Here is a 16,719-nt window from a genome sequence, read left to right on the forward strand (position 1 = left end):
TAAAAAGCGCAATTTCTCTGCAAATCAAAACAGAGAAATTGCGCTTTTTAATTTGGAATTCCCTTATCATTGTAAATCGGCATTTTCCTGACGCTCCCCCTATGTAACCTTCTACAGTAATCCTACTCCAACAATTCAATAAAGCGATGCTATAATGTCCGTTTATAGGTACATTTCATTAAGTAGAGAGTAATAAATCTATTTAGGTTTAATAATTTTGATACTGACAATATAACATACATAAAACCAAAAGTTGCATGTTATATTATTAGGCACAACAATATAAATAATACTATTTGTTTATTCCGTAAATAATGCTGATAAAAAAAGGTGAAAGGATTTTTAAAGATAAAAATAGAAATCTATATAAAAAAATATTTAAATGGTAGGGATATTATGAAAATCGGTAAGTTTGGTGAAGTAAATAACATAAGTATTGATACAATTAGACATTATATGGATCTCAGTCTCATTATTCCTGAAAAAAAAGGAGGGCACTATTTTTTTGATGAGTATTGTCAAAGAGATTTAGAACTTATATTACATTATAAAGATTTAGGGTTTAGCTTGAATGAAATTAAAGAACTATTTTTTTATAAAAATTTAGCGAAATCTATGAATTACGAAAAAATTACCTTTTACCAATCTTTATTTAAACTAAAATATGACGAAATGGAACAGGAAATAGAACTTTTGGAGAAGAAACGGGATAAATTAAAGGAAGCGTTACATAATTTATCTATAGAAACTGAAATCTCGAGTTCAATTTTAGGGGTAGATTTAAAAGTACTTCATTTATTTAAATGTGTTAAGTGTAACGGAAATTTAATTCTTGAAGATGGGATTATTAATAAGAATCAAATTATTGAAGGAAAGTTAATTTGTAATTGTGGTGAAGAATACGCGATTATTTCAGGGGTTTTAACAGCTGGTAACTCGTTGAAAGCGTATGAAAAGACATCACTTGAAGATTCTATTTCGGATTATATCCATGAAACCGATACTGCTTTTTTGGAAAATGTTCAAAGAGGAGGAGAATGGTCAAAAAAGAAACTAATGCAACTAGATTTAAATGAAAAAATACTACTTGATTTAGGGTCTGGTATTGGGTTCTTTTTACGAAATATTTATGAAGAACTACCGGAAGATTGTTTATATATTGCTGTTGATCGAGATTTGAATAAACTTTTACTTTTAAAAGATGTAATTGAGAGAAGAAATGTGAAAAGAAATATTGTATTTATTTGTGCCGACTTTCTAAACATACCTATTCAGAGTAGTTCTATTGATATTGTAATCGATCAATCAGGTACAAGTAATTATAGTTTTGAACATGAGGAGTTCTTATTGCGCGAATTAAATTCCCTTTTTAAACACAATTGTTATTTATTAAGTTCATTTATTTTATTTAATAAATTTAGTATAAATAGCCAAATTGCACCTAGACTCCGAGGGAATTTTACATCTGCAAAAGTAACGAAAGAAATCCAAAATTTACAGTTTCAATCGATTGATGAAAGCACTTCAAATTATTTAAAAAGAGGCGGAAAGTACGAAGATTTCTTTGTTCAAGGAGAAGAAATTTATACATATTCATTTTTCGGAAAAAGATGGGGTTAACTCCATCTTTTATTTATTTTCCCTTAAAACTTTTCAAATCGTACATATTGCTATTGGGCTGACCCAAGAACTTACAATGTACGTAATACAAAGTTATGCAGGGGGGAAAATGATGGGAAGTTTACGATTACATATAGAAAATAAAAATAGAAACCAAGAACTAAGAAATATTTGTTTATATTCAATTGCAAAAACAGTATCACTATTTGGTAGCTCTATTTATAGTTTCGCATTAGGATTGTATGTATTACAAATAACCGGATCTGCTTTAAATTTCGCGATTACGCTTATTTTAGGAACGATTCCAATGATTGTTATGAATCCATTTGCCGGTGTCATTGCTGATAAGGTTGATAAAAAGAAACTCGTCGTTTGCATGGATGTATTAAGCGGGTGCTTATTAATAACTGTTTATATATTAAGCAACTATTATGGATTAAACTTATTCATTATTTATACTACTACCTTTCTTATGACCGTATTTACAACGTTTTTTGGAATAGGATTAGAGGCCGTAAAACCGAATATGGTTACTAAAGAACGGTTAATGAGTATTAATTCTATAAGTAAAATTATCGATTCTATATCTTTAATTTTAGGGCCTATGTTAGGGGGCATTGTTTTTGCAGTCTTTGATATGAAAACTTTTATAATTATTAACGGTATTTCATTTATCCTTTCGGCTATATCCATATTGTTTATAAACTTTAAATTGTGCGAGCAAAACATAAATGAGGAATGTTCAATTAGAGAAATTAATTTTATTGAAGATATAAAGGAGGGATACTCTTACTTATTGGAGCGGAAAAGCTTAAAAAATACTTTTAGTATTTTAATTTCCCTTAATTTCTTTTTAGGCTTTGCTGTAACCGTTCCGTTGCCATACATTATTAACACAGTTCTCAATCTTAATTCTAAGCAATTTGGTATGATTCAAGGGACTTTTCCGATAGGTATGATAGTTGGTGCAATATTAGTGAAAAAGATAACTGATTGTTATTCTTATTCTTATCTATTGAAAAAAATAAGTTTTATGTTGGCAATTTTTATGATAGTTTCAGGGATACCTGTTTTATTTAAATCTATTGTAGTAAATAATTTGGTATATGTTACTACGTATTGCATGATTATGTTCTTTTTAGGATTTATGATAGCACAAATTGATATTCCTTTAATGTATTTTATGCAAAATGAGATTCCTGAAGAATATAGAGGAAGAGTTCTTAGTATTGGATTAAGCTTAGGTAAAATAATGCAACCAATAGCACTTGCAATATCAGGACTATTATTAAATTTCATTCCAGCCTACACGCTTCCCATTGCAGGGGGGATTGTATTTTTTACTTTGAATAAAATTTTAGCAAATAAGTTTAATTTAGAAATTCATTCAAAAGATTATAGTGTTTAACGTAACTTAAAAAGCGCAGGATTAGCATCCTGCGCTTTTCTATCGTAATTCAGCGGTTTTTCTAATGACAATCTTATCAATATCATCTTCTTCATCACCAATAAATAATCCGCGTTCTTTTAAATATGCTTCAAAATATAAATCTGCTTCAGCGCGTTCGTCATATGGCTTTACAGAGAGAACGAAACCTAATTTGTTTTGTTCTTCTAAGTGAGAAGTGGAGATGTAAGCCGGTACATTATGGCGTAAAAAGAGTTCTTTAACCGGAATAATCATATCTTTCATTAATTTCGTTAGCATACCCATTTCAAACTCGAAATTAAAGCGATCTATACTAGATAAATCAGCGAATACTACACCGATAAAACCTGTATTAAATACTTCTTGATATTCTACATCTTCGTCATGGCTGCCGTAAAAATTCTTTTCGATTAAATAATTTACAAAATAAGCAACGCCATCACTTTGTTCAAATGGTTTCGTTGAAAGAACAAAGCCAATTTTCTTTTGTTTATGTAAATATACACATGACATGTATGCTGAAATGTTATGTTCTTTAAACAAAGCGCTTGTTGCTCCAGAGAGACCATCTAATACGTGATGAACAATTTGAAGTTTTTTACGAGCGAAATAATAGGATTTCTTTTGTAACTCCAATGTATCAATAAAGACAGAGCCGATAAAGCCTGTATTTGAAATAATAGGTGCTTGCTTTTTTCTTCCCCTGTGCTTTAATGGAGCCATTGTTAAAATCATCCCTTCATGTACGTTTAAAATAAAACAGAACGTTTGTTCGTATAATTATATTTTACTATTAAAACGCTATAAAGTAAAGGGTTTTTGATGAAAATATAACAAAAAAGACACCTTATAAAAGGTGCCTTAAACGCTGTAGGGAATAGGGTTTACCCTAACTATTTATATTATGATACAGAAACAATCTCTTCTGTATCTTCTACATCTAAATGACAGTCCATAGTACGAACATCTTGATCTTCATGACTTCCGAAATAAATAGTAATTTTCATATGTATCGCTCCTTTATTCTAGGAATACCTAAAATAATTACTAGTAATGTTAATATTTATTATATACCACTTTTTTCATTCCGACAACGTTATATCATTTTTAATTATTTTAAACTATAGAGCACAATTTAAAGAGGTACTTTTTATAAAAAAAGGTAAATTTCTAATATGTTATATTTAATATAGAGGGATTCGAGTATTACTTTTTATGAAAAGGAGAACTATTGATGAATTATAAACAATTACTAATAGATAACTTTGCATTTAAAACTTCATATGTTGCGCAATTTGTGCCCGGAATGAGTATAAAAGAAACGAAAGATTATATTGCTGTTGATTGTGGATTACCTGCCGATACATTTAATATCATCACTCTACTAAACAATAATTTAACGGAAGGGATCGAGAAATTATATAAAGAGGTAGAATACTATTATCAAAGAAATTTTCCAATGAGTGTTTGGTTATGGGATGAGGAGCAAGAGCGGGATATAAAAAGTGAGTTAATTAAAATCGGTTTAAAAGAAGTGGAACAGAATATTGCGATGGTAGCAGACTTAAAAACAATTTCCCCAACAATAAACATGCCAGTAAGTTTTACTATTCAACAAGCATCTTCACCTGGACAAATAAATAAATTTGGAGAAACGTTAGCTGATCTATTCGGTACATCAGAAGAAGGTATACATGTACAAGCATTCTATAATCAAATTTCTAATCTTGATATATGTAACAGTGAGAATCTGAAATTATTTTTAGGGTTATATGAAGGTGAAGTCGTAACTGTTGGTTCATTGATATGTTCAAAAGATAGTATTGGTATTTATGACATAGCAACGAAAGAAGGAATGAGAGGACGAGGGTTCGGATCTGCTATGTTCAATTTCCTGCTGCAAGAAGCACATAAATTTAAAAATACGTATTGTGTATTACAAGCTTCAACCGATGGAATCAATATTTATAAAAAATCGGGATTTCAAGCTATCGGCAAAATGACTGTATTGGAAAATCGACATTTAATTGAGTAAATCATTCAAGTTAAATTGTCTTTATATAGGAGCTTATAAATCGTTATGAAAAAGATATATCTCGTTACAATAATTTGTGCCTTTATAATAATAAGTATCTTTGTTTTTCAGAAAATTAATGAACATAAGTATACTAAAGCTATGAATCAATCAAATCATATAAAAAATATCGCACATAGAGGTGCTTCTGCGTTCGCGCCTGAACATACAATAGCAGCATATCGATTAGGCCAACAAATGAATGGAGATTATATAGAAATTGATCTCCAAATGACAAAAGATGGACATTTAGTGGCTATGCATGACGAAACCTTAAACCGTACAACAAATGGTACAGGGCTAGTGAAAGAGCATACATTAGAAGAAGTAAAGCAACTAAATGCAGGTTCTTTTTTTAATGAAAAATATCCGAACTTAGCAAAGAAAGAATTTGAAAATGTTAAAGTCCCAACATTAACAGAAATTATTAAAACGTTTGGGCATAATGCGAACTATTATATCGAAACAAAATCACCTAATGAATATCCAGGAATGGAAGAAAAATTATTAGAAATTATTAATCATTATGAAATACAGGATAAAGTTATTATTCAATCGTTTAGTGAAGAAAGTCTACAAAAGATTCATGGCTTAAATAGTAATATATCCTTAGTACAATTATTACCTTATAAAAAAGCAGTTCAATTAACAGAATTAGAGATAGAAAAGTATAAAACGTACTGCATAGGTCTTGGTATGAATTACAAATATATTGATTCAGATTATGTAAAGAAAATAAAGAAAAGCGGATTAGAAGTTCATCCATTTACAGTAGATAATGAAAAAGATATGAAAAAGTTACTTTCATGGGGAGTCGATGGGATGTTTACTAATTATCCGGATCGTTTACATTCAATATTATTGGATTTGAAAAGTCATGAATAAGAAGTGTTATTCATAAAGGAAAAATTTACAAAACCTGCATATTAGGATTATCAATGCAAGAAGGCATGTAGCATATAAAAAGAAAATACCAAAAACCGCAACTTGAAGACTTAGGTTGTGGTTTTTTTATTGCTTCGATTTCAACTTACAAAGTTTGAAGCTAGAAGTGAAAACCTTTTTAGCTGAATTGGCTTCCTATGTATTTGTACTTCGTATCGTTCTAGGTATATGTACAACCCGTGAGACGAGTTTTGCATAGGATAATAGAAAAGGAGATGTTGCATATTGAAATACCACAATAGAAATGTAAGTAATCTGAATAAATTAGCGGATAATACGAAAGCTGCAGCTTTTAAGTGGTATCAGTACTGTATCGACAATGGAATTGAAGTATTAATTTATGAAACAATCCGTACAGTCGAGCAACAACGTGAATATGTTCGTAAAGGAGCATCACAAACGATGCGCTCATATCACTTAGTAGGACAGGCATTAGATTTTGTTCCAATTCAGTCGAATGGTACAGAAGATTGGAATGGCTATAATAAAGAACCGTGGGCTTCAGCAATTCGTTATGCTAAACAAATTGGTTTCGAATGGGGCGGTGACTGGAAAGGATTTGTGGATAGCCCGCATTTGCAATATAACTACAAAGGGTATGGAACGGATACTTTTGGAAAAGGTGCTCAAAACGTAGTGACTCCTCCCACGTCGAATGATAATGTAGGGGTTGCTTATATTAACGGTAGTAATGTAAATTTACGAAAAGGACCTGGTACTGGATATGGCGTTATTCGTCAATTAGGGAAAGGTGAGTCCTACAAAGTATTTGGACAAACAAATGGTTGGTTAAATCTAGGTGGCGATCAGTGGGTTTATAACGATCCATCATACATCCGTTATACGGGAGGAAATGTACCAGCAACTTCACAATCATCAAACGATGGTGTAGGTGTAGTTACTATAATCGCTGATGTATTGCGTGTTCGTACCGGCCCAGGAACAAATTACGGCATTGTGAAAAACGTGTACCAAGGTGAAAAATATCAATCGTTTGGATATAAAGATGGTTGGTATAATGTTGGTGGAAATCAATGGGTTTCTGGTGAATATGTTACGTTTGTAAAGTAAAAATAAGAGCCGTCCTGTTGGGCGGCATTTTATTTTTAATATTCATAGGACGAGCATTCATAATATCATTTGTGATACATAGAGTATAATTTTTCATTCTAATAATCAGAAAGTAATCAAAATGTAATTAATTTCAACTACGCTTTTTATATTTTTTTGATACACTGGCTACGAGGGGGATACCAATTAAGGTCGGTAAAAACCAAAACCATATTGGCGGAAGTAAATTTATAATGGGAATATGGATGCCGATATTTACTAAAAGTGCGGTGACTGCACCTATATAAGAACCTAACATACCTCTAATGTGGTGATGGAGCCAATTTTTCCAACGTTTTTTTCGTGCAAGGTATCCATAAATCGCAAATGAATAAGAGAAGATTGCTACATAAAATAAATATGCGATTTTATCCCAGTTGATAATGGATAATATTATTGCCGTAAGGGTAATGACAACATAGGATGCATGATATATTTCGCCCCATTCGGTATGTTTTCCTTTCTTCTTTTGGGCAACCATCGCTACAATACCAGTGATTAAGCATATTGTTCCAAATAGGATGTGTATGGTTAAAAGAATGTTAAAAATGCTCATAATAATTCCTCCTTTTTTATTTTTATAGTATTGCAGTATAGGAGAAAAGTTGAAAAATATAGTTAGTTCGGCTTAATATATTGAAATAAAGGTACTCCTAGAACAAAACCCAATGATTTAAATATTTAGTGAGATGATTATTATGTTAAATGAAGGAGAGACTTCTATGTTTACATCTATTACATATTTACAATCTGGCAATGAGAAACAACAAAAAATATATGATGTTTTGAATAGCCTAAACATAATGGAGGATTTAGCTTTATATAATCCCGTTCTTTGCGGGACAATCCCGATAAGAATTGATACTCCTCAATCTGACTTAGATATTGTAATGGAAGTATATAACTTTGATGTTTTTGAGCAGGAAATGAGATCTTTATATGGTTCTTATGGAGGGTTCAACATTAAAAAGAAAAAAATTAAAGGTACTGAATCGATAAAGGTGAATTTTGAATTCGAAGGTTTTGAATTTGAATTATTTGCTCAACCTAAGCCAGTGCGTAATCAAAATGCATATAGACATATGATAGTGGAGCACATGTTATTAATGCAGCATCCCCATATAAGGGAAGAAGTTATTCACTTAAAGGAACAAGGTTTAAAAACAGAACCTGCTTTTGCTCAAGTATTAAATATTGACGGAGATCCTTATGAAGAGCTTATTTTATTAGGGCAGGAAATGAAATTGTGGTAAATAAGATACATAAAAAAATCCTCCAAAAACAAAAGAGGATTTTTTTTATGCCGTTAACTTCCGAATTAATTCACTGAGCAATTTAATTCCGTTAGTCATTTGTTCTGGAGTAGCATATCCATATGATAAACGAATGTACTGATCTGATTCTTCTTCATAAATACGTCCCGGATTTAAAAGAATTCCTTTTGATAGTGCCTCTGAAAATAGTTTTTTCATCGGAATGTTATGTATAACCTTTAGCCATATAAAAAATCCACCACTAGGAATATCCCATGATGCAATATCTGCACAATATTTATTTAAAGCTCGTATCATTATTTGTCTTCGTTCTTTCAGGTGCATTCTTACGTTTGCTACATGTTCTTCATAAAAACCTTCATTTATCCATTCAGCAGCTACTCTTTGAGATAAAGAGCTGGATCCATAGTCTGTTTGCATTCTTATATCTGACAATCTATCAATAACAGGTTCTGGTCCGATTATCCATCCAATTCTAAGTCCTGGGCTAAGTGTTTTAGAGAGACTACCAATATATAATACATGTCCATGTTTATCCATCGACTTTAAAGGAGCTGGAGGTGATTCATCAAGCCATAACTCTCGGTATATATCATCCTCGATGATAGGCAATTGCTCTTTTTCACATATTTTTAATATTTCTTTTCTTCGCTCTTTGGACATCAATATCCCCGTTGGATTTTGAAAACAAGGGATTGAATATAAAATATTATTCTTTTGACTATATTTAATTCGTTTTAATAAGTCGTTAGGTAAAATACCGTGATGATCCATTGATATACCGGATAAATTTATATTTGCTGATTGAAAAACATGAAGTGAATATAAGTAAGAAGGTTGTTCAAGTAAAACAGTTGATTTTCTATGTAAAAGACCAATCGATATTAATTGTAATGCTTGGAGTGCACCAGAGACTATTAATATAGAATCCGGTGATGCATGTATTCCAAATGATCTTACATATTTGCTTATTGCTTCACGTAACGGATAAATACCTTTTTGTTCTTCGTATCCGAAATAATCTAATTCCTCACTGACGTTTTTTATTATAGATTGCATAGTTTCGAGTGGGAAAAGATGAGGTGCAAGTTCACCTTTACTAAGATGGATAAGCGTTTTATTTGCTTCTGCTTCATTTATTTCTCGCACCATTAACTTACTTGGTTTATGAATACCGGCTTTTACATATTCACTCCAATCGGGCGGAGGATTAGTTGCTAATAATGACCATGTATTATTTGTTACAATTGTTCCTGCTCCGATTTGTCCTTGAATTAAACCATCTGCTATAAGTTCATCTAGCGCAGTAATTACAGTACTTCGATTTACATGAAATAATTTTGCTAACTGCCGCTGACTAGGGATTTTACTTCCAATTGGCCATTCTCCGTTTTCAATTTTTTCTTTCATATAGTCTATTATCTGCTGATATTTGGGCACTTTTTTATCGGTCGTCATATAAAAAACTCCTTCGTTTATTTAAAAGATTCAAAGTGGTTGGTTTTTCCGATAAATAACTGGTTGAAGACATTGTATCAACTATTAAATATGATGAAAAGAAATAATTGGTAATTTAAAAATGGTTGGTTTTTTAGGGAAGGAGAGAAAATATGCATAATAAAAAATGGGATTTACGCATTATATGTGCTCACGCTTTTACAATTCTTATATGGGGAACTGCTTTTCCAGCAATTCGTATGGGGCTTGAATCTTATACGCCTGAACACCTTACTTTACTACGCTTATTAATCGCCTCATTTATACTTTTGTTATTTTCATTTATATACAAACTACGACTACCGGATTTAAAGGATATCCCAGCAATTTTTATATTTGGTGCTTTAGGGTTTACTATTTATCACATCGCATTAAATTACGGCGAAAAAACAGTAAATGCTGGATCTGCAAGTTTAATAATTTCAGTCACTCCAATAGTAACGGCAATTCTTGCTTCTGTTTTTTTGAATGAAAAAATGAAATTAAATGGCTGGATCGGTGGTGTCATGAGTTTTGCAGGAATTGCCTTAATTTCATTTAGCCAGGGCGATGCTATTCAATTGAATAGCGGGGGATTCTTTATATTATTAGCGGCGATTTCAGAAAGTCTATTTTTCGTTTTCCAAACATCTTACTTAAAAAAATACGGCTTCTTACCATTTACCATATATACAATTTTGTCTAGTACTGTATGTATGCTTATTTTCTTACCCGGAGTTTATCAAGAAATACTAGCAGCTCCTCTTGAAGTTAACTTGAGCGTTATATATTTAGGTGTCTTTCCAACAGTACTCCCGTATATTGCATTGGCCTATATTATATCTCGTGCTGGTGCTTCTGAAGCAACAAGTTCTCTATATTTAACGCCAATAACTGCGTGTTTCATTGCTTGGATATGGTTAGGAGAAGTGCCAACTTTAGTTTCGATAATTGGCGGAGGAATTACTATACTTGGAATTGTGATTGCTCATATACCGGTATTAAGAAAAGAAAAACATAGGAATTTAGCAAATAATCAATCCGTATAATGTAATTCAATAATAATTTTATGATACTTTTTTATATAGTTTCTTTCTTATGTTGATAAATATAATATTTTGTATTTCAGTTAAATATTGTATGTTACATTTTATGTAGTAAGCATTTTAAAAGGAGCTGACAACATAATGAATGGAAAAAGAAATATTTTTACATGTATTTCTATTGTAGGAATCGGACTAGCTAGTTTTTCTAATTCTAGTTTCGCAGCAAGTGTAACGGACAATTCAATACAAAATTCTATTCCCGTAGTTAATCAACAAGTAGCTGCTGCAAAGGAAATGAAACCATTTCCCCAGCAAGTTAATTATGCAGGTGTTATAAAACCGAATCATGTTACACAGGAAAGTTTAAATGCTTCTGTAAGAAGTTACTACGATAATTGGAAAAAGAAATATTTGAAAAATGATTTATCTTCTTTACCTGGTGGTTATTACGTAAAAGGAGAGATTACAGGTGATGCGGATGGGTTTAAGCCACTTGGAACTTCAGAAGGTCAAGGGTATGGGATGATAATTACAGTATTAATGGCTGGTTATGATTCGAATGCTCAAAAAATATATGACGGATTATTTAAAACAGCAAGAACTTTTAAAAGCTCTCAAAATCCTAATTTAATGGGATGGGTTGTCGCAGATAGTAAAAAAGCACAAGGTCATTTTGATTCTGCTACTGATGGAGATTTAGATATTGCGTATTCTCTTCTTCTTGCTCATAAGCAGTGGGGATCTAATGGAACAGTTAATTATTTGAAAGAAGCACAAGACATGATTACAAAAGGTATTAAAGCTAGTAATGTTACAAATAATAACCGACTAAATTTAGGAGATTGGGATTCTAAAAGTTCACTTGATACGAGACCATCTGATTGGATGATGTCACACCTTAGAGCATTTTATGAATTTACAGGTGATAAAACTTGGCTTACTGTTATTAATAATTTGTACGATGTTTATACGCAATTTAGTAATAAGTACTCTCCAAATACAGGACTTATTTCAGATTTCGTTGTAAAAAACCCACCACAACCCGCACCTAAAGACTTCTTAGATGAGTCAGAATATACAAATGCATATTATTATAATGCTAGTCGAGTACCTTTAAGAATTGTAATGGACTATGCGATGTACGGCGAGAAGCGAAGTAAAGTCATTTCTGATAAAGTCTCTTCATGGGTTCAAAATAAAACGAATGGAAATCCTTCTAAAATTGTGGATGGTTATCAATTAAATGGATCCAATATTGGTAGTTATCCAACTGCTGTATTTGTTTCACCGTTTATTGCTGCAAGTATAACGAGTAGCAATAATCAAAAGTGGGTAAATAGTGGTTGGGATTGGATGAAGAATAAGAGAGAAAGTTATTTTAGTGATAGTTATAATTTATTAACTATGTTATTTATTACAGGAAATTGGTGGAAGCCTGTACCTGATGATAAAAAAACACAAAATCTAACAAATGATGCGATTTATGAAGGATACGATAATTAATTAAATTTGAGAATGGTTACTGAAGAAAGGAATTAGCATTCGCTAGTTCCTTTTTAATGTTTTGTAAAACATTATCCATTCTAAAATTCGCATAGATATACTTGCTTTTTTCATATACATAGTTATTGATGACTCTATGTTTTTATGAAGGGAGAGTATTTCTTGGAAAAAGTATTATTTTTCGGAGATCCAGGTATTGATGACTCATTTGCCATTATGTATGGTTTACTGCATCCCGAAATTGAAATTGTCGGTATTGTAACCAGATACGGAAATGTTGAGCATATACATGCTGCACATAATGCAGCGTATATTTTACAGTTAGCAAATAGACAAGACATTCCTGTCATTAGTGGTGCAACAAAACCACTGACAGAAGAAATCACTACGTACTATCCTGAAATTCACGGAACAGAAGGATTAGGGCCCATCCATGTTCCAGGAAATATATTATCTATTCCAATATATAATTTCGGCAGTATTGCTGCGATTCTTATAAAGTACGGAAAAGATTTAACGATTGTTGATGTAGGGAAGATCTACCTCGTTAGCAATTGCTTTTAATTTATGGAATGATTTAATGCTAAATGTAAAAGGAATCTATTTCATGGGTGGTGTTTTTTTAGAAGTAGGAAACGTTACGCCATTAGCAGAGGCAAACGTGTATGGAGATCCGATAGCAAGTAAAATTGTTTTCCATCAAGCAAAGAATTTATTCATATTCTCTTTAAATGTAACAAACAAAGCTGTGTTAACACCAAATGTATTTAACTATATTCAAGCTAATGCAAAGAATCCATTTCATATGATAATGAAACCAATGTATGACTACTATCTATCCGCATACCAAAAACTTAATCCATCTATGGAAGGACCTTTGCTACATGATGTGGTTGCAATAAGCGGATTAGTAAATCCAAGTTTTTTTGAATTTATGCATCGTACAGTAAATGTAGATACATACGGAGATACGAAAGGACAAACATTTGCTGATTTTCGCCCTAACTCTAAATCTGAAGGAGCCCGTATAGCTTTAGAAATAGATGCAGAAAAATTCATTCAAGATTTTATAAAAATTATGTTATAAGTTGCTGTCGAAAAAGGGAATTATTTCAATGCGTTGAATATAAAAATACATCCTCTAGATAAAGGAGCTTACAATATTGAATGTCCAGTTAAAGGTTGTTACGAGAGACAATTGGGAAGATGCATTAAAGTTACAAGTGAAAGAAGATCAAAGAAAATTTGTCCCCGCTGTAGCAGTTTCACTTGCTAAAGTATATATAAAACCAGATGGTGACAATGTAGAGTACATACCATTCGCTATATACGATGGTGACCTTATGGTTGGTTTTGTTATGCATGCTGTTGTAATAGAGACATCGGATATGTATTGGATTAACGGATTTATTATTGATCAATCGCAACAAGGTAATGGTTATGGAAAAGCAGCATTACAAGAAAGTATTGATATAATAAAAAATACTTTTAAATCGTGTAAAGAAATAAGATTAACCGTACATAAAGATAATCTCTCTGCAAAGAAATTATATGAACGATATGGTTTCATATCATTAGGACAGGAGTATGATGGTGAGCAAGTATACCGTTTATTTGTTTAACTATTAAGAAGTAAAAGTGTGAAATGAAATATGCAATTTACTGAAGTGTTCATTCCTGAAGAATATATTGAAACATTAAGGGATGAATTAAATAAAATTGGAGCATGTAAAACGGGCGAATATGACCATTGTCTTTCCTATAGTTCAGTGAAAGGATATTGGAGACCTTTAGAAGAGGCATCTCCTTTTAATGGAGAAATTGGTCAAATATGCGAAGGACAAGAATGTAAAGTTGAAATAAAGTGTAAACGAGAACTTGTAAAAGATGCTCTTGAAGTTATTAATGATATTCATCCGTATGAAACACCTATGATTTATATTATACCAATACTAAATGACTATTTTGAGAAACTATACATTAAATAACTAGGAGGAATATCAATTGAAAAGTAAATTTCATCATATTGTACGAGCAGTCATGATAAAAGATGAAAAATTATTAGTTGCTGAATATATCGGCCATCATTATTTTTTACCTGGTGGCCATGTTGAAATTGGAGAATCAGCAGAGAATGCATTAAAAAGAGAGTTAAGAGAAGAACTTGGAGTAAACTGTAGTATACAACAATTTTTAGGCGTCATAGAAAATCAATGGCAAGATAAAGAAATTCTTCATCATGAAATTAACCACATTTTTGAAGTAGAGTCACAAGATTTACATACGGACTTAACACCGCAATCTAGCGAGTCTCATTTAGTATTTCACTGGATAGCTTATAATCAAGAAGCCTTAAATCATTATGAAATCATGCCAATGCCTTTAGTAAAGGAATTACTAGAAAGTAAGTTAAATGATGAACTCCTAAATTGTTGGATTAGTAATTTTTAAATCACTTTATTTATAGTAAATACGTCCATCGAATGAATATAAAGAAAATAGGCTGAAAAACAAGGTACATCACCTAGTGTAAGTTCATATTTTGTTGATGTACGCATTTAGTCTATAGTCTTGTTTCTACTTTGTTTAAAAGAATTTATTAACTTTAATATTTGGACGGAATTTACATTTATAAATGGAGGGTTTCATAATGAATCAGTTTCAACAAGAACTACAATCATTAAACCTTAATGATTATCAAACTGGCAATGTTGTGTATTGGGATCAACAACAAAGTCAATATCCATACTATTACATTCAAGACGATGCACGTCGTTGCGGCGGATGTGGCGGTTGTGGTGGACGTTGCGGTGGATGTGGCGGTAGATGTGGTGGTTGTGCAGGTCGTTGCGGCGGATGCATAGGATGCGCAGGATGTTTCAGTTGCTTTAATTGCTGGAACTGGTGGATTATTTAAGTATAGAAAATTCAAGTTATTTTATATGAAAGAAAGGTGTAAAAACTATTTTGCACTTTTCTTTCATGCTGTAATTTTGATGTGTATTAAGGGGGATTTATTTGTATACATATGATAAGTTGATTTCTTGGGTAGAGGATATAAAAGAAAAAAATCATAGTTCTGCTACAGCACTTTGTATTATAAAAGATAATAAAATCGTACTAGAGCATTATAGTGGTTATCACTCAAATACATCTACAAGCAAGAGAGTAACAGCATCTTCACAATTTAACGTTGCTTCTGCTAGAAAAAGTTATTTAGGATTAATGATAGCGTATGCGCTTTATGAGGGGAAAATAAACTCTATTGATGATGAAGCGATAAAATATTTTAAAGACTTTGATCCTGCATTGCTTAGTAAAACGACGATAAGACATTTAGTAACACATTCGCACGGATTAGAAGAAACGAATGACAGGACAATTTTTCGTGAATTTGCACCGGGGCAATCATGGGCGTATAGAGATATTAATGTAAGAATGATGACACGTCTTATTTATCAGCTATATAACAAAAGTTTTCCTGAATTGTTAAAGGAGCGTGTGTTTAAGCCTGCTAATTTTCAAGAAACAGGTTGGAGAGTTCAGCGAGATGAAAATTTAGTTGACGTTGTTAATAATCCAAATGAAGACGCAATTAGTGAAATTGGTACGGTAGATGACGGTACTGAAAAAAATTTGTTTGTCTCAGCTAGAGAATTTGCGCAGTGGGGCAATCTTCATTTAAATCAAGGTGAGATAGATGGTAAACAAATTGTTCCAAAAGAAGTTATAAAAATCGCTACGAGTTTGCAGAGTCCAACATATATAAACAAAGAGCTACCACAAAATGGATTTTTTTGGTTCATCCAAAATGAGCCTGCGCAATTAAGCGAACTTGGTGAACGTGTTCCAAAAGGGTCGTATCAAATATTAGGGATTACTGGACCGACCATTTTAGTAATACCTGAATATAATGTAGTTGTTGCAAAAATGTATAATAAAAGATATAACTACGGCGGTGATAATTACTTATATTATTTACGTGAATTTAGTAATTTAGTCGCTGATACATTTAGTAACGGTAATAGGGCATAATTACTCCTATAACAAAAAGGAGTGATTGAAAGTGAAAGATAAAGTGAACAAAAATAAAAAACAAAATATAAAAGATGTAAATACAGAGCAAAATGCAATTTATAGCGATCCTAAAGATGCAGCTAATATGCAAACTGTACCGCAGCCGAAAGATTTTGATGAAATCGAATATTAATTTTTCATCCGACTATATGATGAATGAAAAAT

At 31.8% G+C, this 16,719-nt stretch carries 17 protein-coding genes and 1 pseudogene; 15 read left to right on the plus strand and 3 right to left on the minus strand.

The features are described 5' to 3' along the window. Positions 1-396 precede the first annotated feature (396 nt). Together MR136_RS10920 and MR136_RS10925 are read left to right on the plus strand one after the other, a co-directional pair. Positions 397-1,620 (plus strand): methyltransferase domain-containing protein, encoded by a 1,224-nt coding sequence (locus MR136_RS10920; protein WP_049108006.1) that lies wholly within the window; start codon positions 397-399, stop codon positions 1,618-1,620. Positions 1,621-1,732: 112 nt separating this feature from the next. Beyond that, positions 1,733-3,028, plus strand: coding sequence for an MFS transporter (locus tag MR136_RS10925; protein ID WP_025687543.1), 1,296 nt, complete (start codon positions 1,733-1,735; stop codon positions 3,026-3,028). Between the two features lie 39 nt (positions 3,029-3,067). Here the strand turns inward: MR136_RS10925 and MR136_RS10930 are convergent, their stop codons facing one another. Then, the gene (locus tag MR136_RS10930; protein WP_242259384.1) at positions 3,068-3,772 is read right to left on the minus strand and encodes a hypothetical protein; all 705 of its coding nucleotides are present in this window, start codon (positions 3,770-3,772) and stop codon (positions 3,068-3,070) included. Positions 3,773-4,283: 511 nt separating this feature from the next. Here MR136_RS10930 and MR136_RS10935 point away from each other — a divergent pair. The 3 genes from MR136_RS10935 to MR136_RS10945 all read left to right on the plus strand — a co-directional run bounded on the left by MR136_RS10935 (position 4,284) and on the right by MR136_RS10945 (position 7,139). Further along, a complete protein-coding gene (locus MR136_RS10935) occupies positions 4,284-5,084 on the plus strand; it encodes a GNAT family N-acetyltransferase (RefSeq protein WP_242259385.1) in 801 nt (266 codons plus the stop codon). A gap of 45 nt (positions 5,085-5,129) precedes the next feature. Then, positions 5,130-6,008 (plus strand): glycerophosphodiester phosphodiesterase, encoded by an 879-nt coding sequence (locus MR136_RS10940; RefSeq protein ID WP_000725649.1) that lies wholly within the window; start codon positions 5,130-5,132, stop codon positions 6,006-6,008. Positions 6,009-6,293: 285 nt separating this feature from the next. Then, the gene (locus MR136_RS10945) at positions 6,294-7,139 is read left to right on the plus strand and encodes an SH3 domain-containing protein (RefSeq protein ID WP_000873738.1); all 846 of its coding nucleotides are present in this window, start codon (positions 6,294-6,296) and stop codon (positions 7,137-7,139) included. Between the two features lie 133 nt (positions 7,140-7,272). Here the strand turns inward: MR136_RS10945 and MR136_RS10950 are convergent, their stop codons facing one another. Then, positions 7,273-7,734 carry a DUF2306 domain-containing protein gene (locus tag MR136_RS10950; RefSeq protein WP_000021743.1) on the minus strand — a complete coding sequence of 154 codons (462 nt, stop codon included), beginning with the start codon at positions 7,732-7,734 and terminating at the stop codon, positions 7,273-7,275. A gap of 166 nt (positions 7,735-7,900) precedes the next feature. Here MR136_RS10950 and MR136_RS10955 point away from each other — a divergent pair, with 166 nt between their 5' ends. Next, positions 7,901-8,431, plus strand: a complete 531-nt coding sequence (locus tag MR136_RS10955) for a DUF4269 domain-containing protein (protein WP_048656837.1) — start codon at positions 7,901-7,903, stop codon at positions 8,429-8,431. A gap of 45 nt (positions 8,432-8,476) precedes the next feature. Here the strand turns inward: MR136_RS10955 and norG are convergent, their stop codons facing one another. Beyond that, complete coding sequence (norG, locus tag MR136_RS10960) at positions 8,477-9,910, minus strand: efflux pump transcription regulator NorG (protein WP_242259386.1); 1,434 nt, start codon at positions 9,908-9,910, stop codon at positions 8,477-8,479. A 152-nt stretch (positions 9,911-10,062) separates the two neighbouring features. On the opposite strand from norG, the gene MR136_RS10965 reads away from it, so the two are divergent. The 9 genes and pseudogenes from MR136_RS10965 to MR136_RS11005 all read left to right on the plus strand — a co-directional run bounded on the left by MR136_RS10965 (position 10,063) and on the right by MR136_RS11005 (position 16,687). Beyond that, complete coding sequence (locus MR136_RS10965; protein WP_098582539.1) at positions 10,063-10,977, plus strand: DMT family transporter; 915 nt, start codon at positions 10,063-10,065, stop codon at positions 10,975-10,977. A 138-nt stretch (positions 10,978-11,115) separates the two neighbouring features. Further along, a complete protein-coding gene (locus MR136_RS10970) occupies positions 11,116-12,477 on the plus strand; it encodes a family 8 glycosyl hydrolase (RefSeq protein WP_017673334.1) in 1,362 nt (453 codons plus the stop codon). Positions 12,478-12,639: 162 nt separating this feature from the next. Beyond that, positions 12,640-13,564 (plus strand): annotated as a pseudogene (locus MR136_RS10975) (nucleoside hydrolase). A 76-nt stretch (positions 13,565-13,640) separates the two neighbouring features. Next, the gene (locus tag MR136_RS10980; protein ID WP_001102671.1) at positions 13,641-14,099 is read left to right on the plus strand and encodes a GNAT family N-acetyltransferase; all 459 of its coding nucleotides are present in this window, start codon (positions 13,641-13,643) and stop codon (positions 14,097-14,099) included. Positions 14,100-14,129: 30 nt separating this feature from the next. After that, a complete protein-coding gene (cutA, locus tag MR136_RS10985; protein WP_061457298.1) occupies positions 14,130-14,465 on the plus strand; it encodes a divalent cation tolerance protein CutA in 336 nt (111 codons plus the stop codon). Between the two features lie 16 nt (positions 14,466-14,481). Then, positions 14,482-14,928, plus strand: coding sequence for an NUDIX domain-containing protein (locus MR136_RS10990; protein ID WP_000836829.1), 447 nt, complete (start codon positions 14,482-14,484; stop codon positions 14,926-14,928). Between the two features lie 199 nt (positions 14,929-15,127). After that, entirely contained in the window at positions 15,128-15,394 is a 267-nt protein-coding gene (locus MR136_RS10995) for a heterocycloanthracin/sonorensin family bacteriocin (protein ID WP_001071389.1), read from the plus strand. A 101-nt stretch (positions 15,395-15,495) separates the two neighbouring features. Further along, complete coding sequence (locus tag MR136_RS11000) at positions 15,496-16,512, plus strand: serine hydrolase domain-containing protein (protein ID WP_242259387.1); 1,017 nt, start codon at positions 15,496-15,498, stop codon at positions 16,510-16,512. A gap of 31 nt (positions 16,513-16,543) precedes the next feature. Beyond that, positions 16,544-16,687 (plus strand): hypothetical protein, encoded by a 144-nt coding sequence (locus MR136_RS11005; protein WP_000653680.1) that lies wholly within the window; start codon positions 16,544-16,546, stop codon positions 16,685-16,687. Positions 16,688-16,719: the final 32 nt, after the last annotated feature.

This window comes from Bacillus cereus group sp. BfR-BA-01311 (genome assembly GCF_022664295.1).
Classification (GTDB): Bacteria; Bacillota; Bacilli; order Bacillales; family Bacillaceae_G; genus Bacillus_A; species Bacillus_A cereus.